Origin of the sequence: Methanoculleus sp. MH98A (genome assembly GCF_000691865.1) — an archaeon.
GTDB lineage: Archaea > Halobacteriota > Methanomicrobia > Methanomicrobiales > Methanoculleaceae > Methanoculleus.
In genome coordinates this window covers 52,805-73,465 of record NZ_JMIO01000033.1, presented here as the reverse complement: position 1 = coordinate 73,465, position 20,661 = coordinate 52,805, and the positions used below count along the sequence as shown (strand labels likewise).

General features: G+C 63.4%; 24 protein-coding genes. 11 read left to right on the top strand and 13 right to left on the bottom strand.

Annotated elements, in window-relative coordinates; genetic code table 11:
- A partial coding sequence (locus EI28_RS14775; RefSeq protein ID WP_231476618.1) for a hypothetical protein occupies positions 1 to 281 on the bottom strand: 281 nt, incomplete at its 3' end.
- Positions 282 to 450: 169 nt separating this feature from the next.
- On the opposite strand from EI28_RS14775, the gene EI28_RS06015 reads away from it, so the two are divergent.
- Both EI28_RS06015 and EI28_RS13420 read left to right on the top strand, forming a co-directional pair.
- The gene (locus tag EI28_RS06015; protein ID WP_048113493.1) at positions 451 to 708 is read left to right on the top strand and encodes a UPF0175 family protein; all 258 of its coding nucleotides are present in this window, start codon (positions 451 to 453) and stop codon (positions 706 to 708) included.
- Positions 709 to 1,023: 315 nt separating this feature from the next.
- Complete coding sequence (locus tag EI28_RS13420) at positions 1,024 to 1,686, top strand: virulence RhuM family protein (RefSeq protein WP_231476617.1); 663 nt, start codon at positions 1,024 to 1,026, stop codon at positions 1,684 to 1,686.
- Here EI28_RS13420 and EI28_RS06005 read toward each other — a convergent pair.
- Positions 1,622 to 1,933, bottom strand: a complete 312-nt coding sequence (locus tag EI28_RS06005; protein WP_048113489.1) for a nucleotidyltransferase family protein — start codon at positions 1,931 to 1,933, stop codon at positions 1,622 to 1,624. The genes EI28_RS13420 and EI28_RS06005 overlap by 65 nt on opposite strands.
- A 353-nt stretch (positions 1,934 to 2,286) precedes the next feature.
- Here EI28_RS06005 and EI28_RS06000 point away from each other — a divergent pair, with 353 nt between their 5' ends.
- On the top strand, positions 2,287 to 2,595 hold the full coding sequence (locus tag EI28_RS06000) for an HIT family protein (RefSeq protein WP_231476616.1): 309 nt from the start codon (positions 2,287 to 2,289) through the stop codon (positions 2,593 to 2,595).
- Between the two features lie 25 nt (positions 2,596 to 2,620).
- On the opposite strand, the gene EI28_RS05995 is transcribed toward EI28_RS06000, so the two are convergent.
- Together EI28_RS05995 and EI28_RS05990 are read right to left on the bottom strand one after the other, a co-directional pair.
- Positions 2,621 to 3,565 (bottom strand): DNA-processing protein DprA, encoded by a 945-nt coding sequence (locus tag EI28_RS05995; protein ID WP_011844329.1) that lies wholly within the window; start codon positions 3,563 to 3,565, stop codon positions 2,621 to 2,623.
- On the bottom strand, positions 3,558 to 4,223 hold the full coding sequence (locus EI28_RS05990; protein WP_048113504.1) for a ComF family protein: 666 nt from the start codon (positions 4,221 to 4,223) through the stop codon (positions 3,558 to 3,560). The genes EI28_RS05995 and EI28_RS05990 overlap by 8 nt, the downstream gene beginning before the upstream one ends.
- Before the next feature lie 419 nt (positions 4,224 to 4,642).
- Here EI28_RS05990 and EI28_RS05985 point away from each other — a divergent pair, with 419 nt between their 5' ends.
- Both EI28_RS05985 and EI28_RS05980 read left to right on the top strand, forming a co-directional pair.
- Positions 4,643 to 4,879 carry a type II toxin-antitoxin system HicA family toxin gene (locus tag EI28_RS05985; protein ID WP_048113487.1) on the top strand — a complete coding sequence of 79 codons (237 nt, stop codon included), beginning with the start codon at positions 4,643 to 4,645 and terminating at the stop codon, positions 4,877 to 4,879.
- A 76-nt stretch (positions 4,880 to 4,955) separates the two neighbouring features.
- The gene (locus EI28_RS05980) at positions 4,956 to 5,099 is read left to right on the top strand and encodes a type II toxin-antitoxin system HicB family antitoxin (protein ID WP_369792257.1); all 144 of its coding nucleotides are present in this window, start codon (positions 4,956 to 4,958) and stop codon (positions 5,097 to 5,099) included.
- 236 nt (positions 5,100 to 5,335) lie between these two features.
- Here the strand turns inward: EI28_RS05980 and EI28_RS05975 are convergent, their stop codons facing one another.
- Positions 5,336 to 5,782: an Hsp20/alpha crystallin family protein gene (locus EI28_RS05975; RefSeq protein WP_048113485.1), complete on the bottom strand. Its 447-nt coding sequence runs from the start codon at positions 5,780 to 5,782 to the stop codon at positions 5,336 to 5,338.
- Between the two features lie 204 nt (positions 5,783 to 5,986).
- Here EI28_RS05975 and EI28_RS05970 point away from each other — a divergent pair, with 204 nt between their 5' ends.
- On the top strand, positions 5,987 to 6,235 hold the full coding sequence (locus EI28_RS05970) for a hypothetical protein (protein WP_048113483.1): 249 nt from the start codon (positions 5,987 to 5,989) through the stop codon (positions 6,233 to 6,235).
- A 138-nt stretch (positions 6,236 to 6,373) separates the two neighbouring features.
- On the opposite strand, the gene EI28_RS05965 is transcribed toward EI28_RS05970, so the two are convergent.
- The 3 genes from EI28_RS05965 to EI28_RS05955 all read right to left on the bottom strand — a co-directional run bounded on the left by EI28_RS05965 (position 6,374) and on the right by EI28_RS05955 (position 8,967).
- The gene (locus EI28_RS05965) at positions 6,374 to 6,577 is read right to left on the bottom strand and encodes a hypothetical protein (RefSeq protein ID WP_048113481.1); all 204 of its coding nucleotides are present in this window, start codon (positions 6,575 to 6,577) and stop codon (positions 6,374 to 6,376) included.
- Positions 6,578 to 6,856: 279 nt separating this feature from the next.
- Positions 6,857 to 8,227, bottom strand: a complete 1,371-nt coding sequence (locus EI28_RS05960) for an ATP-binding protein (RefSeq protein WP_048113479.1) — start codon at positions 8,225 to 8,227, stop codon at positions 6,857 to 6,859.
- Between the two features lie 284 nt (positions 8,228 to 8,511).
- The gene (locus EI28_RS05955) at positions 8,512 to 8,967 is read right to left on the bottom strand and encodes a universal stress protein (RefSeq protein WP_048113477.1); all 456 of its coding nucleotides are present in this window, start codon (positions 8,965 to 8,967) and stop codon (positions 8,512 to 8,514) included.
- Between the two features lie 140 nt (positions 8,968 to 9,107).
- On the opposite strand from EI28_RS05955, the gene EI28_RS05950 reads away from it, so the two are divergent.
- Together EI28_RS05950 and EI28_RS14390 are read left to right on the top strand one after the other, a co-directional pair.
- Positions 9,108 to 9,764 carry a hypothetical protein gene (locus EI28_RS05950; RefSeq protein ID WP_048113475.1) on the top strand — a complete coding sequence of 219 codons (657 nt, stop codon included), beginning with the start codon at positions 9,108 to 9,110 and terminating at the stop codon, positions 9,762 to 9,764.
- Between the two features lie 89 nt (positions 9,765 to 9,853).
- Positions 9,854 to 10,015 carry a hypothetical protein gene (locus tag EI28_RS14390; RefSeq protein ID WP_169746321.1) on the top strand — a complete coding sequence of 54 codons (162 nt, stop codon included), beginning with the start codon at positions 9,854 to 9,856 and terminating at the stop codon, positions 10,013 to 10,015.
- A gap of 314 nt (positions 10,016 to 10,329) precedes the next feature.
- Here the strand turns inward: EI28_RS14390 and EI28_RS05945 are convergent, their stop codons facing one another.
- Together EI28_RS05945 and EI28_RS05940 are read right to left on the bottom strand one after the other, a co-directional pair.
- Positions 10,330 to 13,572 carry an exodeoxyribonuclease V subunit beta gene (locus EI28_RS05945; RefSeq protein ID WP_048113473.1) on the bottom strand — a complete coding sequence of 1,081 codons (3,243 nt, stop codon included), beginning with the start codon at positions 13,570 to 13,572 and terminating at the stop codon, positions 10,330 to 10,332.
- The gene (locus EI28_RS05940; protein WP_048113471.1) at positions 13,559 to 16,708 is read right to left on the bottom strand and encodes a PD-(D/E)XK nuclease family protein; all 3,150 of its coding nucleotides are present in this window, start codon (positions 16,706 to 16,708) and stop codon (positions 13,559 to 13,561) included. Before EI28_RS05940 ends, EI28_RS05945 begins: the two co-directional genes overlap by 14 nt.
- A 120-nt stretch (positions 16,709 to 16,828) precedes the next feature.
- Here EI28_RS05940 and EI28_RS05935 point away from each other — a divergent pair, with 120 nt between their 5' ends.
- A complete protein-coding gene (locus tag EI28_RS05935) occupies positions 16,829 to 17,248 on the top strand; it encodes a hypothetical protein (protein WP_048113469.1) in 420 nt (139 codons plus the stop codon).
- A gap of 8 nt (positions 17,249 to 17,256) precedes the next feature.
- On the opposite strand, the gene EI28_RS05930 is transcribed toward EI28_RS05935, so the two are convergent.
- A complete protein-coding gene (locus EI28_RS05930; protein WP_048113467.1) occupies positions 17,257 to 18,213 on the bottom strand; it encodes a nucleoside recognition protein in 957 nt (318 codons plus the stop codon).
- A 302-nt stretch (positions 18,214 to 18,515) separates the two neighbouring features.
- Between EI28_RS05930 and EI28_RS05925 the strand changes: the two genes are divergently transcribed.
- Complete coding sequence (locus EI28_RS05925) at positions 18,516 to 19,112, top strand: HD domain-containing protein (protein WP_048113465.1); 597 nt, start codon at positions 18,516 to 18,518, stop codon at positions 19,110 to 19,112.
- Positions 19,113 to 19,142: 30 nt separating this feature from the next.
- Here the strand turns inward: EI28_RS05925 and EI28_RS05920 are convergent, their stop codons facing one another.
- Positions 19,143 to 19,472, bottom strand: coding sequence for a multidrug efflux SMR transporter (locus EI28_RS05920; protein ID WP_048113463.1), 330 nt, complete (start codon positions 19,470 to 19,472; stop codon positions 19,143 to 19,145).
- A gap of 127 nt (positions 19,473 to 19,599) precedes the next feature.
- On the opposite strand from EI28_RS05920, the gene EI28_RS05915 reads away from it, so the two are divergent.
- Positions 19,600 to 19,827, top strand: a complete 228-nt coding sequence (locus EI28_RS05915) for a ferredoxin (RefSeq protein ID WP_082223094.1) — start codon at positions 19,600 to 19,602, stop codon at positions 19,825 to 19,827.
- A 252-nt stretch (positions 19,828 to 20,079) separates the two neighbouring features.
- Here the strand turns inward: EI28_RS05915 and EI28_RS05910 are convergent, their stop codons facing one another.
- The gene (locus EI28_RS05910; RefSeq protein WP_048113459.1) at positions 20,080 to 20,616 is read right to left on the bottom strand and encodes a DUF421 domain-containing protein; all 537 of its coding nucleotides are present in this window, start codon (positions 20,614 to 20,616) and stop codon (positions 20,080 to 20,082) included.
- Positions 20,617 to 20,661 lie beyond the last annotated feature (45 nt).

Sequence of the window (20,661 nt, the reverse complement as noted above, 5' to 3'; positions counted from 1 at the left end):
CAAAACCTGATAGCGAGATCGCCGGTTCCCACACGGTGCATGGCCGTATAGCGATAACCAAAGGGTTGTCGTTCGAACTCGCAGGCAAAGATGCTCTCGATGTTTTCGGATTTATGAACTGCTTGTGGAGCCTTAAATTCGATGAATTTTTCAAGGTACGTCAGAATTCGTGGTATGTGGATAAGGTTTCCGCATCCACCACAGAAAAGTCCCCCACCGATATTGCATTCACCGCAATGAGGACATTTTATCGGGTAATGAAAATACCTCTCGCGATCCATAAGGATCAATCATAGTAGGGTCAATATCGATGTTGTGGTTATCTTCACTATCACAGGATTGGATACATCCGACAATACGCCATCGACCGGGAAGGATCTCTCCGCCCCTCGCTCACCACCAAATTTATCGGTTCTCCCTCCCATCCATTATCTATCAGGTGAAGCGGCTATGACCGATGTTACCATCACCGTCCCCCAGGATATCGTACAGGCGCTTCGGCTCCCTCCCGACACCGTTGCCGCCGAGTTGCAGCGGGAGCTTGCCGTGGCGCTCTACCAGCGGGGCATCCTCTCCTCCGGGAAGGCGGCGGCGCTGGCGGAGATGACCCGGTGGGAGTGGGAGGAACTGCTCGGGGCACGGAAGATCCCCCGGCATTACGCCGACGAGGACCTCGACCGGGACATCGCCTATGCCGCTCGCAGTTAGCAATTCTTCGCCGCTCATCCACCTCTCGCTGATCGGCCGTATCAACCTGCTTCGTCGTTTCTCAGAGGTATTCATCCCTCCTGCGGTCTGGCGGGAGGTCGTGGAACAGGGCGGCAGTCCTTTGAGCAGATCGTCCCGGCTTCGAATAGCCATCCCCCCTCGGGTGGCGCCCGGGCCGTTAGGAGAAGGCGTTTCTCCTGACGGATATGAACGAGGAGTGCATCATGAACCGCCATAGAAGATCCGGGGATCACAGAAGAGAAAGCCCGGCGATCGGCAGGGTCTCCACAATATCGTACGAGCAGGGGTGGAACTATGAGCGGAGATGAAAAGAAACTGATACGGAACAGCACGGTTGAATTTTTGCTATTTACCTCGGCCGCCGGTGAAGACTCAATCGAGGTCAGGTACGAGGACGAAACCATCTGGTTAAGCCAGAAGATGATGGCGGCGCTCTTCGATGTGACTGTTCCGACAATAAACGTACACCTGAAAAACATCTACGAAAGCGGCGAGTTGACCCGTGATGCAACTATTAGAAAATATCTAACAGTTCAAATCGAGGGTGATCGTGAAGTTTCACGGACTCTTGACTACTACAACCTTGATGCCATAATCTCGGTTGGGTATCGCGTCAATTCCCGAAGAGCCACCCAGTTCCGTCAGTGGGCGACTCGGGTGTTAACGGAATTTGCCATTAAAGGATATGTACTTGATAAAAAGCGGATGGAGAATGGTACGTTCCTTGGGGAAGATGACTTCGAGCGCTTGCTGGCAGACGATGATCTCGAACTGCCGCTCGACAGCAGACCTCAGCATGGGATCGGTACGATACTCCTCAAAGGATCTTCCGGCGGTGAACTGCGCGATATAGTCGGCGGCCCCGGCAATATCGTAGAGATACTTCTGTGCTTCACGCGACGGCATAGACATCTTTGCAGGTTTCTTCCACGGACTCACGGAAGATCGGGTTTCTGATCGCCGATCGCTCGACGAGATCGATCTTGCGGCAAAAGAGCCGGGCCAGATCTTCTGCGAGACCAAAATAAGCCTCTGCATGCTCCGCTGGAGTCATCGGTTCGAACTCGACGACAAAATCGATGTCGCTTGCTGCAGGGTCGAACCGGTCGCTCGTCGCCGAGCCGAAGATCCCAAGCCTCCTTACACGGCGGCGTCGAGCGACGCGGGCAATCTCGGAGATCTTCTCACAGATGAGAGGGTGCATCGGACAACTCTATGATGATTTACCATCCAGGGGGCATTATCTCTTTCGGATCGGCGGATGCCGTTCTCCTCCATCGGGCGACCGGGGATATAAACCCGGAGGAGGGCTACCAGTTCATCAAGGGTCAGGAACCCACCTCACAGAGGCAGAGGATCGTCACCCCAACAAGTTCTCCGGGCGCTTTCTGCAGAGATCTGACCGGTTCCGCAATCTCGTGCAATATCCAGATGTTCGAAGTTCCCCGGCAAATGTTCGAAGTTCCCCGGCAAATGTTCGAAGCTTGTGACCAAATGTTCGGAGCTCTCGACCAAATGTTCGGAGCTCTCGACCAAATGTTCGGAGCTCTCGACCAAATGTTCGGAGTTCGGCTTCGACCAAATCGCCCCGACCACCTCCTCCTCATCCCCTTCCGCCACGTCGCGGACTTCTTCGACGCGACCGATGCGGAACACGCCGCCCTCCTCGCCCTCGTCCGGGAGGCGAAAACCCTCCTCGACGACCGGTTCCGTCCCGACGGCTACAACGTCGGCGTGAACGTCAGCGAGGCCGCCGGCCAGACGGTGATGCACCTGCACGTCCACGTCATCCCGCGGTATGCCGGCGACGTCGAAGACCCCCGGGGCGGGGTGCGGGGAGCAGTCCCGGAGAAGCGGGTGTATTGAAAGAAGAAAAAGATTGTAGAACCCATCACCAGAAATCCGCGAGCGTCGTCACTCGTGAGGGCGGGTGCTGCATCCTCGCAAAGTGCGGGGAGAGGCCGCCGGGGGATTCGACCGGGATCGCCCCGCACGAGACAAGGTGCTGATACCCGGCTACGGCCTTTGCGTCCGAACAGTCAGGCTCCAGAACGTAGACCGGTCGTCCCTGCCGGAACGCCGTCTCCGCCTGCCGGACGGAACCCCCGGATTTGCCGGTCTCGATGACGACCACACCGTCGGAGAGGCCGCTCGTGATGCGGTTCCTCTCAAGGAACCTGCCTTTGTGCATCCCCGCAAGGTGTGTGATTTCACCGAGCAGCGAACCCGAACCGGCGATGCTCGCGGCAAGAGTCCGGTTTTCCCCCGGAACAACAACCGTGACGTCGCCCGGCAGGACCGCCACCGTCTCGCCTCCGCAGTCGATCGCGGCCGTATGAGCGCAGGCATCCGTCCCGAGAGCAAGCCCGCTCACGACCACGTAACCGAGGCGAACCAGAAGATCCACCGTCTCCCGGGCTCTCTCGATACCCGCCCGGGAGATCGTTCTCGTGCCGACGACGGCAACCGCCGGCTTTGCGAGGGTCTCCTCGCGGCCCACCTGGTAGAGGAGAAAAGGGGGATCCCGAATCCCCAGAAGCCTCCCCGGGTATCCGGCATCAAAGACCGGCAGAATCCGGACGCCTTTCTGCCTGTAGCCCGTAAGCGTATCGATATAGAACGCAAGAAGACCTTTCTCCCGGATCTCCTCCGCCCGTGCGATGAGCGGGCCGGGATAGGCCCGACGGGGCTTCGCACCCGGCTCGAAGGTATCAGCGTAGAGGTCGCGGAGAACCGCCGGGTCACGGAAGTATTCGGCGTACCCCTGCCGCTTCAGGGCCTGATTGTCGTTGAGGGCGGCAAGAAAGGCAATCTCCCTGATAGAAAGATTATCCATTGTAACTCCCGAGAATTTCCAGGTGTTTTCGGTTGACCATCCTCCCGAGGACAAGCGACCAGACCTCACCTGCACCATGCGCCCGCAACACCGCGGCGCACTCCCGCTTTGTCGCCCCGGTGATGCAGGTATCGTCGATCAGGAGAACCGACTCGCCATTGAACCGGTACCGACATCCAACATTCCCTGCGATCTCCTTCTCCTTTTCGAGGTGATCAGAGATGCTATGCATTGGGCGATATACTTTACTCTTATACAGGGCGTCCAGATATCGCATCCCATAGCGGGATGCGACGCCTTCTGCCAGGAGCGCCGGGGGACTGTAGCCTCCGGAGCCTGTACCCCGCATAACCGGAACGACAATATCAAACTCCCGGAAGTCCGGGTACTGGTGATCGATCGCATAGAAGAGACATTCCAGGAGCTGCGGGACAAGGGTTTCGTCCGTCTTCAGCCTCCGGATCTCGCTGCTGAGAACGTCATCAGGAAATTCTTCCTCAAAAAGGTATTTTCCGAACGCCCGGACACGGACGGGAGGGTCGTCTCTATCCGGCCTGTTTCTGCATGCCGCACAGTAGGGGAAAGTATCTGCAAAACAGTCAGGGATGGGATTACCGCATACCTGACAATATGGGGGATAGAGGATCTCAAGTTCCATTCCATCGGATCGGAAAAACGTTCTTTTCATATTTCATCCTCCTGAACGTTCCGGGGTGACGATCCATCCCCTTTACAGCAATATCGGGACGGCTCTTTATATACCTGCGGCCTGCGGCCCGAAAGTGCACGCGAGAAGAGGGGCAACCATCAACGGAAGCGATCTCCCGGAGAATAACCTTGATACGGCCCGTAGGACGGTTGCAAGGACGATCCAGAAGACCTACCGCTGGCTACTCGTGCCGGTGCGGGAGCTCGATGCCGGTCGGGTCTCACCCGACATTTACACCGGGGACGTGGCGGACCCCCGGGCCGGGGTGCGATCCCGGCGAAGAGGTGTACTGAGGGAACTGATCGGGAAACCAGGAGCACAAGGGATATCACAATCCCCGACCGTGATGCGTACAGGGTAACAGCACGATGCGTCCGGGGTTCCGGATCAACGGGTATGGGCGGGGAAAGAATGAAAGAGACTGCATAAAGATGATCGAAGCGGACGGGTGGTACCTGGTGGCGACCCGGGGCAGTCACCGGCAGTATAAGCATCCGTCCAAGGTGGGCCGTATCACCATCGCCGGGCATCCGGCAGATGTTCTTGCGCCGGGAACGCTGAACAGCGTGCTCAAACAGGCAGGACTTAAAATGAGGGATGAATAATGTATCGATTTCTTGTCATCGTCGAACAGACCGACGGCAACTACTCGGCATACTCCCCGGACCTCGCCGTCGGTGCGTGGCCACCGGAACGACCCGTGAGGAAGCGGAAGAGCGGATGCACGAGGCGATCGAACTCCACATCGAGGGGCTCCAGGAGGACGGGTTCCCGGTTCCCCGCTCGCGGTCCTCAGCCATCTACGTAGCGGTCAATCGAGCGTAACCTCCTCCGGCGCCGGAACAATAGAACGAGGGGCTGGCCCCCGGTTCAGCGCAAGTGCGGGGAGACCGGCCGCCCGGTCCTCGACCACGTCACGGGTGGCATCTTCCTCGCTGGACGAATCCGAACACTCTCCGGTCAATCCAATGCAACCGTTCCCGTCGGGCAATCAATCGCGCAGACAGTGCCTGCGCAATTCGCCCGGTTTGCTCTCCGGTCCTCCCCCAGAACTCACCACCCTATCCTTCACGAACCGGGATCTCGACCCCCTGCTCTTCTAAAACCTTCCTCAGCCGCACCGCCAGCACGCCGTTTCGGAGGGCGGCCGCCGCACCCTCGTCCGTGACCTCCGCGGGAAGGTTCACGACCCGGGTCATCTCGCCGGACAGCCGCTCCCTGACGGCGTAGCCTTCCCGTTCTTCCTCCCTCTGTCGGACGGTGATCCGCAACGCCATTGGGCCGGTGAGCCGTATCGTGACGTCGCCGCTCGCCACCCCCGGGAGGTCGGCGACGACCGCGACCTCATCCTCGAGGTCCCGGATATCGACCGGGATCCCCGCACCCCGGACCACGGAGATCATCCGCTGCCCGGGCGCCGCAATCATCTCGTGGAGCCGCCGGTGCATCCCGCACATCTCCGGGCCGAACGCCTTCCGAAACGGGCACGAGAATTCTTTCTGTTCCATACTCTCAACTCCTCCAGGTGTCATGCAGCCTACACGCTCCCGCTCATATAAGTTCTGGGGTCTCCTCCCGGAACCATCGAGAAGGGGTCTCATCTCAGATTCCCTGACACGTATTCACGAGCACCTCATGAACAACTTTTTTCCCAATCACCCCCAACATTTCAGCATTCTGCCCGGAGAGCGGGCGGGGAGTTGCGAGAGCGTATGGAGGAGTTCACCGTCGAGGAAGTCACCGGCTTCCAGGTCGAGATCATCCGGGCAAGCGGCGTCGAGGAAGACCGGGGTCTCGAAGGGCGGCTGCTCAACCCCGGAAACCTCGACTTCGTCATCGCCGTCGGCAACCATATTCCCGACCCGTTCGAGAGGGCCGCGTTTATGCTCCATGGTATTGCAACAGGGCATCCGTTCAGGGAAATAAGCGGATCGCGTTTCTGCTCGCAGCTCTCATACTGAAGAGGAACCCGGAACGGTACATCATCGCAAGCTCCGATGCGGAGAACAATGCCGTTGTACGGGACGTTTCCGGGGGCAAAAAGACCCGAAAGGACGTTCTCGACTGGCTGCACGCGGTTGTAAAAAGAGGTCGATGAATTATTCAGCAAGGAGGTCGAGCGTCTTTTTGTGCCGCTCGATGAGCATCCTGAAGTCTTCCTGCACTGAGGGGCGGGGCTCTTCAGGGTTCGGCATATCGGACGGGCCGACGGAAGAAGGAGCGGTCGAATCCCGCGGGAGGCTGTAGGAAGACCCGGGTTCCGCAACGTTCTCCTTCCCGGTTCTCCGGCTCCCAGGCTCCATCTTCCACTCCTCCGTATCGATCGCTTTCCAGCGTTGTGAATTTGGCGCTCCACCGGTATTAATGTTAGGCCCGGCGGATGCAGTCTCAAGTCCCGGAGGGTGTTGTTCGCGTTCGGCACCCGTCCGGCATGCTCAAGCAGGTAGTTCGCATCGCCCTCACAGAGCCATACTTATATGGACAAATTGTAAGTGGAATTTACAATTTGTCCAGCCGGGTACAGGGAACGTCCGGCGGGAGGCGGAGGAGAAGAGAGAATGAGCGCCCGGTCCCGGATGGAACTACCCGACGGTGCATGCCGCCTCGATATCCGCGAGGTCGTAGACGAGGAACCCCTCCTCGCGGAGCCGGTCTTTCCCCTTGATATCTCCGGCGACAAGGCAGAAGCGCTCGCTGGTGTAGCGATTGTGCCGGACATGCTCCGCTTTCTGAGAGAGGCGCGTGAGCACGCCGCGGGCCTCCCTCTCCGTAAGGCTCCCCCACTTGCACTCCCCAAAGACAATGCTAGCGTCGCTCTCCCGGACAGCGACGAGATCGATCTCCTCGCCGCGGTACCACCATCGCCCGGTAGTATACTCCGGGAGGACTTTTCTGGCGAACTCGCTCCGCACGAAGACCTCGAACTGTTTGCCGAAGTAGGGGTTCATATCGACGGCATCGACCGAATGGTTCTCCGTCTCGATCGCCTGCCGGTGCGAAAAGACGAAGTTGTACCAGAAGTCGAAGATGCAGTCCTTGATCCGGTACAGCCCCTGCCGCCGGCTGCCAAAGAGGGGCAGTTCCTTCTCGATGATCCCGAGCCGCGTCATCGCCTCGAGGTAGGGGTAGAGATGGCGGGCGTCCATGCCGCAGAACTGGGCGATGGTGCCCGGTGCCGTATTGCCGACGGCGATGGCATTGAGGATTGCCTGGTAGGTCTTGAGTTCCCGAAACTCCTGCGAGAGGAGGAAGTAAGGCTCCCGGTAAAAGTAGCCATACTTATTGAAGAACTCCCGCTCGACGAACGTGGCATAGTCGGGGTGATCCCCGGCCTTGAGGAGGTACTCGGGGATGCCCCCGATGGTCAGGTGGGCCTTGAGAGCATCCCGAAAGGAGAACGAGGGGAGGAACGTTCGTGCGTCGCAGAACTGGAGCGGACCAAGAAGCATGTCCCGGGTCCGCCGCCCGTAGAGAGGTGAGGTGTAGGAGAGCGCACTATCCGCCATCAGGCCAAGCATCGACCCGGAGAGGAGAATACACCAGTTCGATCCGGCAAGGGCGGTATCCCAGGCTTTCTGGAGCGCGGAGAGGACGGCCGGGTCATTCTTGATCAGGTAGGTGAACTCGTCGATGACGAGGTAGCGGCGCTCGGCGAGCGGTATCCGGGCGAGGTAGGTGAAAAGCTGGTCCCAGGTCGTGATCTCGAGTGTTGCAAGGAGCGGGTCAGAGAAGAACCGGGCTACCTCCTCCTGCAGCCGCCGGATCTGGATCTGCGGTGCGGTGTCCTCGGCAAAGTGGAGGATACCTTCTTTCCCGCGGATGAACTCGGTGACCAGCCGCGTCTTGCCGATCCGGCGCCGCCCATAGAGGATGATCAGCCTGCCGCCGTCCTTTCGCCACTCCTCCTCGAGGAGGGCACGCTCGGTCTCGCGGTCGATGAACTCCCTAATCATGATTAGTACTAATCTGGATTAGTAATAATGGCTTCGCCCGGGGGCAGAGGCGCTGAAAATTATGTGCCCCGCCCCTTCACTCCGGGGGCACTTCGTATCCTGCCGGGCCGTCGTCGGGGGAGAGGACGGCGGAGAAGAGCATCCTGAACCCATCCTCGCCCGAACCGGGTAGGACTCTCCGGCATCAAGGAGATGAAGACCTCGACCGGGACCCTGCCTGTGCCGCTGGCGGTCAATTGACAGGGGCCGGAGAGGTGCCGGCACCACTCCCGGGTCCGGGCGGATCACCGGACAACGAGCGTCGAGACCGGCGCATGCTCCACAACAAAGGAGCTGACGCTCCCGAGGAGGAGCCGGGATATCTTTCCATGGCCGCGGGAACCGATCACGACGACATCGGCACTCACATCCGTTGCGGCCTGGACAATCTCGTGCCGCGGGTCACCCCGGCGCCAGTGCAGCCGGATCTGCACCCCGTGCTCATCCGTCAGGTCCCGGATCTTTTTCTCGATGAACTCACGTTCCTGCTTCTCGATCCGTCGCTCCAGCCCGGGCTCGGGGTCAAGCCCTCTGGTAGCGGCATGCGGGGGGATCGCCACCGGGATCCGGATCGTCTCGCCCGTACCGTGGACATAGACCGCATGAAACTCGCTATCGGCAGCGAACCATTCAACCGCTCGCGCTACTGCCAGCCCGGCTGTGCTGGACCCGTCAAACGCAATAAGGATTCTTGGGGTCATTGCGATCAAGCCCCCGTTGGAAACAATCGCATAAAGAGGTGACCCACAACCATACCCCCCGGACAGGGTAGAACGGGTGGCGCGCCCCCTGTAGCCCGGATGACCGCTCCCTTCTTTACCCCCCGCGCCCACTCCCCACTATGCCAGACGACCCCGAGATCATCAGGGCGGCCATCCGAAAGGCGCATGAACTCGGCGCAGACGTAGCGGGCACCGTCCCGGCAAAGAGGCTCGTCGACTGCCCCTCGGCCGTCGCGGAAAAACGCCCGGGCTCGCAGGACCGCGGCACCTACATCGTCCTCGGCCTCTCCCACGACCCGGAGCACCCCGAACTCGACCTCTGGGAGCCGGGCCGGGGGACGCCCGGCGACCGGATCCTCGCGAGGATCGGTAAAGACCTCGCCCGCTGGCTGCAGGAAGAGCACGGAGTCCGCGCCCGCCTCATCCCCTACCGGCTCGAGGACGGCGGGATCTACCTCAAGGACGCGGCCTCTCTGGCAGGGATCGGGAGGATGGGAAGAAACAACCTCGTCCTCGTCCCCGGCTACGGGCCGCGGATCCGGTTCCGGGCGGTATGGGCGGACCTGGACTGCCCCGAAGAACCATCACCGGAGGGAGAAGACCCCTGCGCCGGCTGCGAGGAGTACTGCATCCGCGCCTGCCCGATGGACGCCTTTTGCACCGGCAGGTTCAGCCGGGAGCGGTGCCTGGCGCGGATGAACGCCGACAAGAACTCCGGGAGGAAACGGATCGACCACTGCCGGGCCTGCGAACTCGCCTGCCCCGCCGGAGGGTAGACGAGCGGAAGGAAAACGCTCCGGGAACCGCCTTCCCGGCCGCATCTACGCCGGAAAGAGGGCATAACCGGACGCTCTAGAAGATTACCATGAACGTGCTCGTGAGAACCCCGGACGGGGTTGAAGAAGTCAGGGAAGTCGACTCCGAATGGGTCATCCCCGGCGACGTCCTGGACGACGGCTCGGTCGTCCTCGAACTCTGGGACGAACTCTCCGACGACGACTACCTGGCGATCGGGCTGTACGACTGAGCGGCGAGGCCGCGGTGCGGCAAGCGCCGCTCCTCACATAACCGGCGAGAACCGACCGGTCGCGTATCGCGGACGAAGCGCGACAGGGTAACGGTTACGCCACATCCTTGCTGCAGAACCCGGAAAAAGTCTCTCCGCCCGGTCTTACCCATGTTCTCCCGGGAGAGACCGCGCTTCGCCGGAGAGGACGGACAGGCATCCTTCGACGACGCCCGGACAACCTCGCCGGGTACGGTTGCATACCCGTGAACCGGGCGACTCCTGAACGCGAGGATCCGGGACGCATCGGAGATCCGAAGAACCGGTTCCCGCCGTCAAAGACCTTCTTCCTCGATCCCGCTGATCGCACGGGAAATCTCGGCAAAGACCAGATCCTCGTCCACCTCGATCTCCGCCCAGCGGTCGGCATCGACGAAATAGAGGTAGGGCGTGACCGGAGCGCTGAGGATCTGGGCGGCGGCGCGATGATAGACCGCCATCTGGATCGCATACTCCCCGGCGTCCCCCGGCGTCCCGGTCTTGTAGTCGATGAGCATCCAGGTGCCGTTTTGCCGCTGCACCAGCCGGTCGATGACCCCCCTGAACGCAAACCCGTTCACCCGGGCCGAAAACGGCACCTCGCGGTGGTCGCGGACGATCCCCCGCATCAGGGGCGATGCAAGGAACCGGACGTAGAGTTCCTGGTACTCCACAGCCCCGGCAGGGTCCAGCCCGTACCGCCGCAGCACCGCGGCGGGATCGCGGCCGCGGAAGACCTCGTGGACGACGAGGCCGCGGGTCAGCGCATCCTCCCCGGCGGCGAACACCGGCAACCGGGACTCCGCCGGGCCGTGGAGGTACGCCTCAAGCTCGCTTGCCGAGTAGACCCGCTCCTTCTTCCCATTGGAAGGAATACCCGCCGGGACGGGCGCCGCGGGGACGTCGTCGGGCACCGGCAGGCAGACCGGGGCGGTCTTCTGCACGTCGACCGGGATCGCCGCGGGGTCGAGGGTGATCGGGATGCGGAGCGTCCCGAGGACGGCTTCGCCCCGGGCGTAGACCTCGTCGCAGAGCCCGAGACAGTGCGCGAGCCAGGCCATCCGGGTCCTGGCGTCCGCGAGGCTCTCCGGGATCGCGGCCGGCACCTCCCCGCAGAGGATGAGGTGATCCTCTGCCCGGGTGACCGCGACATAGAAGAGCCGTTTGCGCTCGGCCTCCTCCTTCTGCCGGTATTCGTCCTTGAGAAGCCGGAGGACCGGCGTCTCCTCGCGCTCGTGATCGTTTGCCGGGTTCGGTATCGAGACCCCGAGCAGCAGCCCCTCCTCCACCATGATGGTGCCTCCGCCGGACCGCGGCGTCTCCGCAAGGTCGGGGACGACGACGACCGGGAACTCGAGCCCCTTCGCGGCGTGCACCGTCATGATCGAGACCGCGTCTGCGGATGCGAGGTCGAGAGGAGCATCCCCCTCCCGGTCTCCGGCGTCGATGGAGCGGCCGAGTTCCGCGACAAAACCGGCGAGCGTGGAGACTTCGGCATCCCTCGCGAGGGCGATCAGTTTCTCGACGTTCGCCGCGGCCTGCTCGCCCCCGGCCATCCCGCCGAAGACGACGAAGATCCCCGAGGTCTCGACGATCCGGCGGAGGAGGCGGGCGGGCGAGAGCCTGCGGGAGAGCGAGAGCCACTCACGGAGGGTCGCCGCCGCAGGCTCCGCCGCGGCCTGCAGCCGCTCCCAGAGAGAATTCCCCGGCAACCGGGCGATATGGAAGAGCCGGGCGTCGGAGAACCCGAAGTAGGGTGAGCGCAACACGCCGTAGAGCGCCGCGTCGTCCAGGTGGTTCGCCAAGAACCGGAGGATGTTGTAGAGGTCGTAGACCTCCTGGCGGTCGTAGAACCCGAGGCCGGCATGGACGTGGTAGGGGACGCCGTAGCGGGCGAGCGCCCACTCGTAGTAGGCGAGGTTCGTCCGCCGCTCGAGCAGGACGGCGACGTCGCCGTAGCCTGCCGACCGGACCTCCCCGTCGCGGGAAATCCGCTTCTCTCCCCGCTCGACGAGAGAGCGGATCTTTCTTGCCGCCATCTCCGCCTCGGCCCGGCGGCCGGCCGCCCGGTCCCTGATCTTGTGGCAGAGGAGGAGTTCAACCGAACCGGCGTCGTCCCGGCGGAACGCATGCAGCGATTCGTAGAGGAACTCCCAGGGCCGCCCGGCCTCCGCCATCAGGGCGGAAAAGACGGCGTTCGTGAACCCGACGACCTCGGGCGTGCTCCGGAAGTTGACGTCGAGTGCGACCGTCTCCCCCCCAAGGTCCCCCTCGATCAGATCGCGGGTATGCGAAAACTGTGTGACGTCGGCCTCCCGGAAGAGGTAGATGGACTGTTTCGGGTCGCCGACGACGAACAGATTCGCGGAATCGCCGAGGAGGGTGCGGATAATGGCGATCTGGACGGGATCGGTATCCTGGAACTCGTCGACCAGGATAAACCGGAACCGGCTCCTAAAATGCGTCTCGACGATGTCCCCCCGGTCGCGAAAGAGCCGGTGGGTGCGGTTCACCAGGTCGTCGAAGTCGAGGGCGTTCATCCGCCGCTTCTCCGCCTCGACCGAGTCAAGGAAGGCCTTAAAGACCACCCCGAGATCGCGGAGGAAGTCGAGCGTCGCCCGGGTGAAGGGGTCGGCCGCATCAAGGGTGAGCGAGCAGGCACCCGCGTGATCGGTGAGGCACTGCCTGAGGACGCCGTAGGCCGCCCGGAGGTTGTCGAGGTCGTCCCCCTCCCAGTTCTTCTTCTGCCCCATGTTCTTGCGGAACCCCGAATTGTCGTGGACCGCAGCAAGTTCGGCGACCGCGATCTCGCCGGCGAGGCAGGGTTCGACCGCCCGGAGGTAGGCCCCGGCCGGGTCGCGCTCGCCCGGGCAGCGGGCGGCAAGGTCACGAAGCGTCTCGATAGAGGGGGCGGCACGGTCAAAGAAGGCCGCAAGTGCCGTCTCCCGGTGCCGCTCCAGGGCCGTCCGCCAGGCGTCGAGCACCCCCTCCTCGCTCTCCGCGAGGGCGGCAAAGAACGCTTCCGCAGTCCCGCGGCGCGAGTACAGCGCCTCGAGGTAGTTCTTCAGTTCATGGGCCCCAACCGCCCGGAGGGCGCCGATCACCGCGTCCCGGCACTCCGCGGGCGGATCGCCGTGGATGAGGTCGTCGATCGCCTCCTCACGGAGCCGGAACGCCTCCCGCTCGTCGAGGACGGAAAAAGACGGCCCCACGCCGGCCTCGATGGAGAACTCCCGGAGAACGGAGGCGCAGAAGGAGTGGAAGGTCGATATCTTCGCCCACAGAAACTCGTCGCGGATCGCGTCCCACCGCTCGCCCTCCTTCTCCGCAATCGCCTGGCGGACCCGGATCTTCATCTCGCCGGCCGCCTTCTCGGTGAAGGTGAGCGCGAGGATGTTGCCGACGCCGACACCGGATTCGAGCAGGCCGAGGTACTTCTGCACCAGGACGTGCGTCTTCCCCGTCCCCGCACCGGCGGTGACACACTTGCTCGTCGAGTGGTCGAGCGCGGCCCGCGCCTGGCGTTCAGTCAGTCCCATCGGGCATCACCTCCGCGTTGAGCAGCCGCAGGGCGTCGAACCGGCAGGCGGTCTTGAACCCGCAGTAACCCGGACAGGGGCCGGCGTCAGGCCGGGGCGGGAAGCGCCCGGCGCGTATCCCGGCGAGGTAGCGCTTCGTCCAGAAGAGAGTGGTCTTCACCACCTCGCGGACATCCTCGACGCTGCTCCGTTGCGAGCCGGGGAAGCAGGAGAAGCAGTCCTTTAGCCCCGCGTCCCAGAAGACCGGTTTGTTCGTGACTTCTCCGCGCCGGAGGGTGTAGTAGGTGCCCGCGACCCCCTCCATCCCGGTCAGACTCTCGACCGCCAGGAGGTAGAGGGGGAGCTGGAGCGCTCTCCCGGCCTCGATATCCCTGAGCCGGGGATGCGACGACCCGGTCTTGTAGTCGGTGATCATGAACCGCCCATCGGTCAGCACGTCGACCCGGTCGACCCTGCCCCGCAGGCGAATGGTCTCCTCGCCGAGCGGGATCGCGACCGCGTCGGGTATCGATACCGCGTCGACCTCCCCCGGCACCAGCGGGAGGCCGAACGAGACCTCGAAGGCGTGCGGGACGAAGCGGGAGGCCGCGACTTCGGCCTCGTGCCGGAGGAACCGCTCAAGCACCCCCTTTCCCGCCGCAGGCGACCCGAGAAGATGCTCTTTATCCGCGGCCCATGCCGGGGTCTCGAACGTAAACCGGTCCGCCTCCTCCCGGCCGGCGTCGAGGATCCGTCGGAGGGCGTCCGCGTAGCACGCCCCGGTGACCGGGCCGTTGCCGTCGCACGTCCAGCCGGAGTAGAACCGGTAGGCGATCCGGTGGACGAGGCTCCCCCGCTCCTGTGCCGTCAGGTCGGGATCTGCCTCGGGCAGCGGCGCAAGACCGAGAACCCGCTCCAGGTAGAACCGGAACGGGCAGTCGGCGTAGGTCTCGAGCGCCGTCGGGGAGAAGACCGCCCCCTCGCCGAACCGTTCAGCGAGCGCCGCGAGGATCGCCGGATCGTCATCGAGCATGCCGTCGTAGGGAGAGTCGTAGCCGGCTTTCCGGTGGTAGTTCTCGATGTTGAGCCGGCGGACGGCCTCGCGGACGGGGATGGGGCACGGCATCCCGACGGGGAACTCCCCCCGGGCGAGGAGGGCCCCGGCTCGCCGGGCTGCAGCGAGCCCGGAGTCCGGGAAATCATCGTTCCCCCACGCCTCCGGGGAGAACGCCTCGCGAACGGCGTCCACGAACCCGGAGCGCACCAGCGGCGTTGCCCCGTCGGCCGCGGGGTAACTCAGGTAGACCCTGGAGCGGGCGGAGAGGAGGGCGGCGGTGAAGTAGTAGCGCTCCTCCCGGAGGATATCCTCGCCCGACCGGGTTCCAAGGCGCCGGGTCTCGGCGTCGGTGGTGAACGGGAGCCGGGTGGTCAGCCGCGGCATCGTACCCTCGACGAGACCGCCGACGAAGAGGTAGGGTACGGCGAGGTGCGCGACCTCCCGGACGCCGACCACCCGGACGCCGCCGTTGCTCCGTCGACGGCCTGTCCGGGTGCCGGCGGCAACCTGCGCGAGCAGGGAGGAGAACTCCGCAAGGGGCATCTTCTCGTCCGGCAGCAGCCGGGCGAGGCGTTCGAGCGCCGCGAGGATGCCGGAGAACCCCCCGAGATTCCGCGCTTCGTCCTCGAGGAGATCGGGATCGCCGTCCTCCGGCATGGCCGGAGCCTGCCACCGCTCGAGGACCGATCGGTAGGCGGCGATATGGCCGGCAAGCGTCTTCGTCCCTTCGAGCGCCGAGAGATCGGCGAAGAGTTCCCGGACGGTCTCCTGTGCCGACTCGATGGCGGCGACCTTTTCGGCGAGCCGGGACTTTGCCGATTCCGGGGTGTCCGGCCGTTCTCGCTCCTCACCGGCGGCGCGGGCGAGCGCGGCGAGCCGTTCGTCCCAATTCCCGGCGGTTATCCGGGCCTCCCGGGAGAAGATGTCGAGCTCGCAGCCGCCGGTGAACGGCAGGTAGGGGGAGGTCGCGAGAGCGACGACGTCCTCCCGCCGGTAACCGCGGGCGGGAACCATAGCGACGTCGAGCAGCGCCCGGACAAGCGGCGATGCGGAGAGCGCCCGGCCATCGGACGCGGTGTACGGAACCCCGAAGTCGGGGAAGACCTCCTCCACGTAAGGCAGCGCCGATGCGAAGTCGGGGAACGCGACCGCGATCTCGTCCGGCCGCACGCCGGCGGCGACCAGATCGCGGATCTCCTGCGCGATCGCCCGGACCTCGCCCTCCCGGTCACGCCGCTCTGCGAGACGGACGAACCCGCAGCAGTCAACGGGCTCGGACCGGGAGAAGAGGGCGGCGAGGCGTGAGCGGCGGGTGTCCGGCGCATCCCCGGAGATGACCGCATCCGGGAGCAGCCATTCGCCGTCGTCGGAAAAGACCGCCGGATTTCCGGTGTAAGGGATCGAGTAGTGAAACTCTTCCGCAGACTCACGCAGAGAGAAAAGGAGGTCGCGTTCGAGCGGCATCGGCTCGAAGAGGCCATAAACGAAGACCGTTCGGGGAGGGCGGGCATAATGGCTGCCGCCCGGCCGCGGCATCGGCCCGAAGAGACCGTAGATGTAGACCGTCCGGAACCAGCCCGTATCGGCGAGCAGCCGAACCGTACGGGCAAAGAGCGTATTCTCGTCGACAAGGTCGTGCTCGTCGAGGAACCGGCGGTAGGCATCGAAGAGGCGGGCGATCTCGATGCTTTTGGCGGTCGCGAGATCGCCGAGGGCGGCCGGGTAATCGACCTTCCGCATGAGGATGACTTCAAAGAGGGTCGCGAGGTCGTCGACTCCCCCGGTGCAAAGAAGCGGATACCGGCCGGAGGCGAGGATGCGGGCGAGGATGAACCGGGACTCGGCCCCGGAGATCAGCGTCTCCGACGTCGCATAGTCGAGAAAGACCTTCCGGGCGAACCCGGGAAGGGTCGTGACCGCATCGGCGACGATGGGGATACCTTCTTCCCCGAGGCGGCGGACGATCTCCCGGGCAAGGTGAGAGGTCGGGACGATGAAGACGGTGCCGAACGGGTCGCGGGCGGCGGCTTTCCGGAACTCCGCGATGAACGCGTCGAGACCTTCTCCGGGCAACTGGCGATACAGAACGGCGGGGGACATCCGGTGATCTCTCCTGAGGAGAGGTTGGGGGTGAAAGAAGCATGAGTGTTGTTATTTGGGTCTGGGAGGGGTCGGGATCGCCTGGTTTAAGTGCGGAGCGTAGAGACGTAATGAACGCTCATGGACACGAACTTCTGCCGCCGCTACATTGGCGACGGCACGCCGCCGTCGAACCGCTGCTGCAGGACATGCCCGGAGGCTGCCTGCGACCGGCTGTGGCGCCGGGTCCTCGATCTTGCGGAGTCAAACGGCGGAGATCCGGTTCCGCTTCCACCGACGCGTGCAGTGCTCTTCCCGAACCCGAAAAACCCGGATTTCGTCCGGCTGCAGGTCAACTGCCGGTGGGGTCTCCCGAAGGAGGACTTCCTGCACTACGTCGCCACCGGCCACGCGAAGATGGGGCGGCGAGGGCAGCGCAGCGATCCCCGCGCATCCCCGAGCTGCACCCGTCAGGAGCCCTACGTGCAGGCTATCGTCGAACTGCTCGGCGGGATGGAGATACCGGAGATACGGGCGGTGCGAGAGGTGCAGGGCGGGTAAGCCGCACCTCACCCCCACCCGAACCCGTAAGCCAGCGCCGCGACCAGCAGAACCATGATCCCGTTCCGGAGCACCGTCGAGACGAGCATGATCTCCGTTCCCGTCCGCATCCCGAAAATGGCGACGTAAGAAGAGCCGAGCCAGCGGATGCTCCGCGTCACGCTCGTAAGCACATTGCCGACGAGGAGCGTGAGGACGATCTGCTGCCAGGTCATATCCCCCGCGGCGAGCAGGGTGGAGGCGACGCTCGCGCCCGCGACGAAACTGCCGAACTGCGCCGCGATGATGGCGAACCCCTCCGGCGGCACGGGGAATACCGCACCCACACCCTGCATCAACCCGGCAAGTCGGTCAAAGACGCCGGCGTTGATGAGGAACGCGACGAGGACGATGGTGGGGACGGTGATCGAGAGCAGGCGCACGAGGGTCTTTTTTGAGGACGTCCACGCCGTCCGTAGCGCCTCCCGGAGCGTGACGACCGGCTCCTCCGCCATTATGACCGGGGTGCATTGGGGGGGAGTGAGGATGGTTCGGCCGATGACCATGATGAACGCGGTCTTTAGCAGGCCGACGAGCATCAGCAGGACGAAGTAAATGAGGCCGGGGATGCCGAGGAGCGGGATGTAGACCGGGAGGAGGTAGCGCCAGTGCATGACGACCGTCGGAAACGAGTTCATGACGGCCGCGATGATCAGCTCCTTGCGGCTGATGATCTCCTTTTCGTGGAAATCCACCAGCATGGCGCTCGCAGCAGGAGGAGAGACGAAGGCCATGAGGAAACTGGTGCCGCACTCCTCCCGCAGGCAGGCGAACGAGGTGAGCGGACGGGAGAGAGCAGCAATCCGACCGGCGATATTCAGGGCGACGAGCACCTCGGCGAGGAAGACCCCGGCGATCATCATCGGGACCATCTCGCCGAGCAGGCCGGCAGCGAGTGTCACTGTCTGAACGATACCGTCGTACATGGCTCCCCCGGGGCCGCCCCCCTGCGGTAAGAAGAACCTGCGCCTGTACTCTAATAAATAATTGGATTCTTGCCTGGAAATTCCACTAAATATGATTTATAACAATATGGGTAGCACTCGCGCACGGGGATGCCGCCAGGGACACCATGCCCCCGGCCGGGACTCGCGACCGCGGTTGCGTGGAGATAAACTCCACGCGGTTGATATCGTGGACTCGAAGGGCCTGCCCTATGAGGGCACGACCGCCGAAACGGCCGACCAAAAAGGAATCGTATTCAACCCCGGAACAACAGACGTGTATCATGAACGAAGAGATGGCCGCGATGCTCGATTACGTCAGGGCGGCGCTCCGTGAATCGGGGGCGCACGGGTTCGACCATACGGAGAGGGTCGTGCGCCTCTGCAAGACGATCGGCGCCCGCGAGGGTGCGGATATGGCGATCCTCATCCCGGCCGCTCTCTTCCACGACATCGCCCGGCCCCTCGAGGAGGAGACGGGCGTCCCCCACGAAGAAGAGGGAGCGCGGATGGCGGAGTCCTACCTCCGCTCCGTCCGCTACCCCGAGGATTGCATCCCGGGCATCGTCCACGCCATCCGTGCGCACCGGTACTCCTCGGGTATCGCTCCCGAAACCCCGGAGGCCCGGGTGCTCTCCGACGCGGACAACCTCGACGCGATGGGCGCGATCGGGATCGCGAGGACGTTTATCCGGGCCGGAGAGCACGGAGGGGGCATCGCGGACGCAACCGGCCACTTCCATGACAAACTGCTGAACCTGAGAGACCGCATGTACACAACGACCGCCCGGAGCATCGCCGAAGAGAGGCACGCGTTCCTCGTCGCGTTTCTCGATGCACTGGACGGCGAGATGAGCGCCCAAATCCCCCAGGATGTGTAATAGAGGGGATACACCCCGGCACCGGCTCCCTCACGCATCCGAACAGAACCGCAGCCCCACGATCCCCGATACAATCAGGAGGATGCAGAGGAGGCGGACGACGCTCCTTGATTCGCCGAAGATCACGATACCGGCAATGACCGTTCCGACCGCCCCGATGCCCGTCCAGACGGCATACGCTGTCCCGAGCGGAAGGCCGGAGAGCGACCGCGAGAGGAGGTAGATGCTCCCGGCCATCACGGCGAGGGTCGCCACCGACGGCCAGACCTTCGTGAACCCTTCGGTATACTTGAGGCCGAGCGCCCAGCCGGTCTCCAGGAGCCCGGCAAAGAACAGGGTAATCCAGGCGGTATTCTGCATGATTCTTCTCTCATCTGGCCCGGGAAGCGTTATACTTTGTCCGGCCGGAAAACCATACAGACCGTCCGCCTCCGTCACGTTTAACATGGAAGAGTACCCTCCCGGAGCTCCAGAGGAGGTATGGAGAGTGGTGAAAGTTACCATCGACAGGCCGGGATGCACCAGCTGCGAGTCGTGCTGGACACTCTGCCCGGACGTCTTTGAAGAGGATCCAAACGACGGCCTGAGCTCGATCACGGAGAAGTACCGGGTCGGCGGCAACCCCGCGGAGGGCGAGGTGCCCGACGACCTCGCCGACTGCGCACTGGAGGCCGCCGATTCGTGCCCGGTCGCGGTCATCATCGTCGAAGAATGAGGCGATCAGGGCGCCGGCGGGTGTATCGGCGCCGAACAATTGTTATGCTCATGGCCGGACAAGAACTATAACCTTCGAGAGCTACGGGGGGTTTTGCCTGGGAGAGGGATCAACCGGAAGGTGCATCATCATGATGCAGCAGTTCACAGGCCAAGGCGGTTAAGGCCTGAGAACACCAAAAATGCTGCACCCATGAAACCGAAAAGCACCCCGGTCACGACCCCGCCTCCCGGGCACACCAATCCTTCGGACTCACCGGCGTGGTCGTGCCACATCGACGAGCACTCCCGGACCGTCCCCGCCCTTCGTCAGCACCGAGAGGTTCCCGTTCGTCTCGAGGACGATTGCGTGCACGCCCTCGAGGGATGCGACGCCCTCCGACCGTAGCGCCTGCCGGATCTCGCTCTCGGCAATCCGCTCCCGCCGCATCGCGCCGTGCAGGAACTCTCCCGCGTGGAAGAGGAGGCGGGGCTCCGACTTTACGACTTTCTGCACCCCATCCGACCTGACGGACGACCAGGAGACGACGTATTGCAGCACGATCAGGATACCAAGGGCGAGCAACCCCTCCGCAAGCGAGACGTCTCTTGAGACGATCGTCGAGGCAAGGATCGAGCCGACGGCCACGTTCACGATGAAGTCGAAGGCGTTCATCGACGAGAGCGTCCGCTTCCCCGAGAGGCGAACGATGATCACAAGGGCCACGTACGCGCATACGCCGACGATCAGGACGCGTACCAGGAAAGCAGGGTCGCCAAAAAGGATCTCCTGCAGGAATCCGTCGCTCATACCCCGCACTGCACGGGGGACGGTATAGCATTTTCTGCAGGGGAA

Coding starts and splice junctions, on each gene's coding strand:
- EI28_RS06015 (WP_048113493.1), top strand. CDS start 451: ATGACCGATGTTACCATCACCGTCCCCCAGGATATCGTACAGGCGCTT.
- EI28_RS13420 (WP_231476617.1), top strand. CDS start 1,024: ATGAGCGGAGATGAAAAGAAACTGATACGGAACAGCACGGTTGAATTT.
- EI28_RS06005 (WP_048113489.1), bottom strand. CDS start 1,933: ATGCACCCTCTCATCTGTGAGAAGATCTCCGAGATTGCCCGCGTCGCT.
- EI28_RS06000 (WP_231476616.1), top strand. CDS start 2,287: ATGTTCGGAGTTCGGCTTCGACCAAATCGCCCCGACCACCTCCTCCTC.
- EI28_RS05995 (WP_011844329.1), bottom strand. CDS start 3,565: ATGGATAATCTTTCTATCAGGGAGATTGCCTTTCTTGCCGCCCTCAAC.
- EI28_RS05990 (WP_048113504.1), bottom strand. CDS start 4,223: ATGGAACTTGAGATCCTCTATCCCCCATATTGTCAGGTATGCGGTAAT.
- EI28_RS05985 (WP_048113487.1), top strand. CDS start 4,643: ATGCGTCCGGGGTTCCGGATCAACGGGTATGGGCGGGGAAAGAATGAA.
- EI28_RS05975 (WP_048113485.1), bottom strand. CDS start 5,782: ATGGAACAGAAAGAATTCTCGTGCCCGTTTCGGAAGGCGTTCGGCCCG.
- EI28_RS05970 (WP_048113483.1), top strand. CDS start 5,987: ATGGAGGAGTTCACCGTCGAGGAAGTCACCGGCTTCCAGGTCGAGATC.
- EI28_RS05965 (WP_048113481.1), bottom strand. CDS start 6,577: ATGGAGCCTGGGAGCCGGAGAACCGGGAAGGAGAACGTTGCGGAACCC.
- EI28_RS05960 (WP_048113479.1), bottom strand. CDS start 8,227: ATGATTAGGGAGTTCATCGACCGCGAGACCGAGCGTGCCCTCCTCGAG.
- EI28_RS05955 (WP_048113477.1), bottom strand. CDS start 8,967: ATGACCCCAAGAATCCTTATTGCGTTTGACGGGTCCAGCACAGCCGGG.
- EI28_RS05950 (WP_048113475.1), top strand. CDS start 9,108: ATGCCAGACGACCCCGAGATCATCAGGGCGGCCATCCGAAAGGCGCAT.
- EI28_RS14390 (WP_169746321.1), top strand. CDS start 9,854: ATGAACGTGCTCGTGAGAACCCCGGACGGGGTTGAAGAAGTCAGGGAA.
- EI28_RS05945 (WP_048113473.1), bottom strand. CDS start 13,572: ATGGGACTGACTGAACGCCAGGCGCGGGCCGCGCTCGACCACTCGACG.
- EI28_RS05940 (WP_048113471.1), bottom strand. CDS start 16,708: ATGTCCCCCGCCGTTCTGTATCGCCAGTTGCCCGGAGAAGGTCTCGAC.
- EI28_RS05935 (WP_048113469.1), top strand. CDS start 16,829: ATGGACACGAACTTCTGCCGCCGCTACATTGGCGACGGCACGCCGCCG.
- EI28_RS05930 (WP_048113467.1), bottom strand. CDS start 18,213: ATGTACGACGGTATCGTTCAGACAGTGACACTCGCTGCCGGCCTGCTC.
- EI28_RS05925 (WP_048113465.1), top strand. CDS start 18,516: ATGAACGAAGAGATGGCCGCGATGCTCGATTACGTCAGGGCGGCGCTC.
- EI28_RS05920 (WP_048113463.1), bottom strand. CDS start 19,472: ATGCAGAATACCGCCTGGATTACCCTGTTCTTTGCCGGGCTCCTGGAG.
- EI28_RS05910 (WP_048113459.1), bottom strand. CDS start 20,616: ATGAGCGACGGATTCCTGCAGGAGATCCTTTTTGGCGACCCTGCTTTC.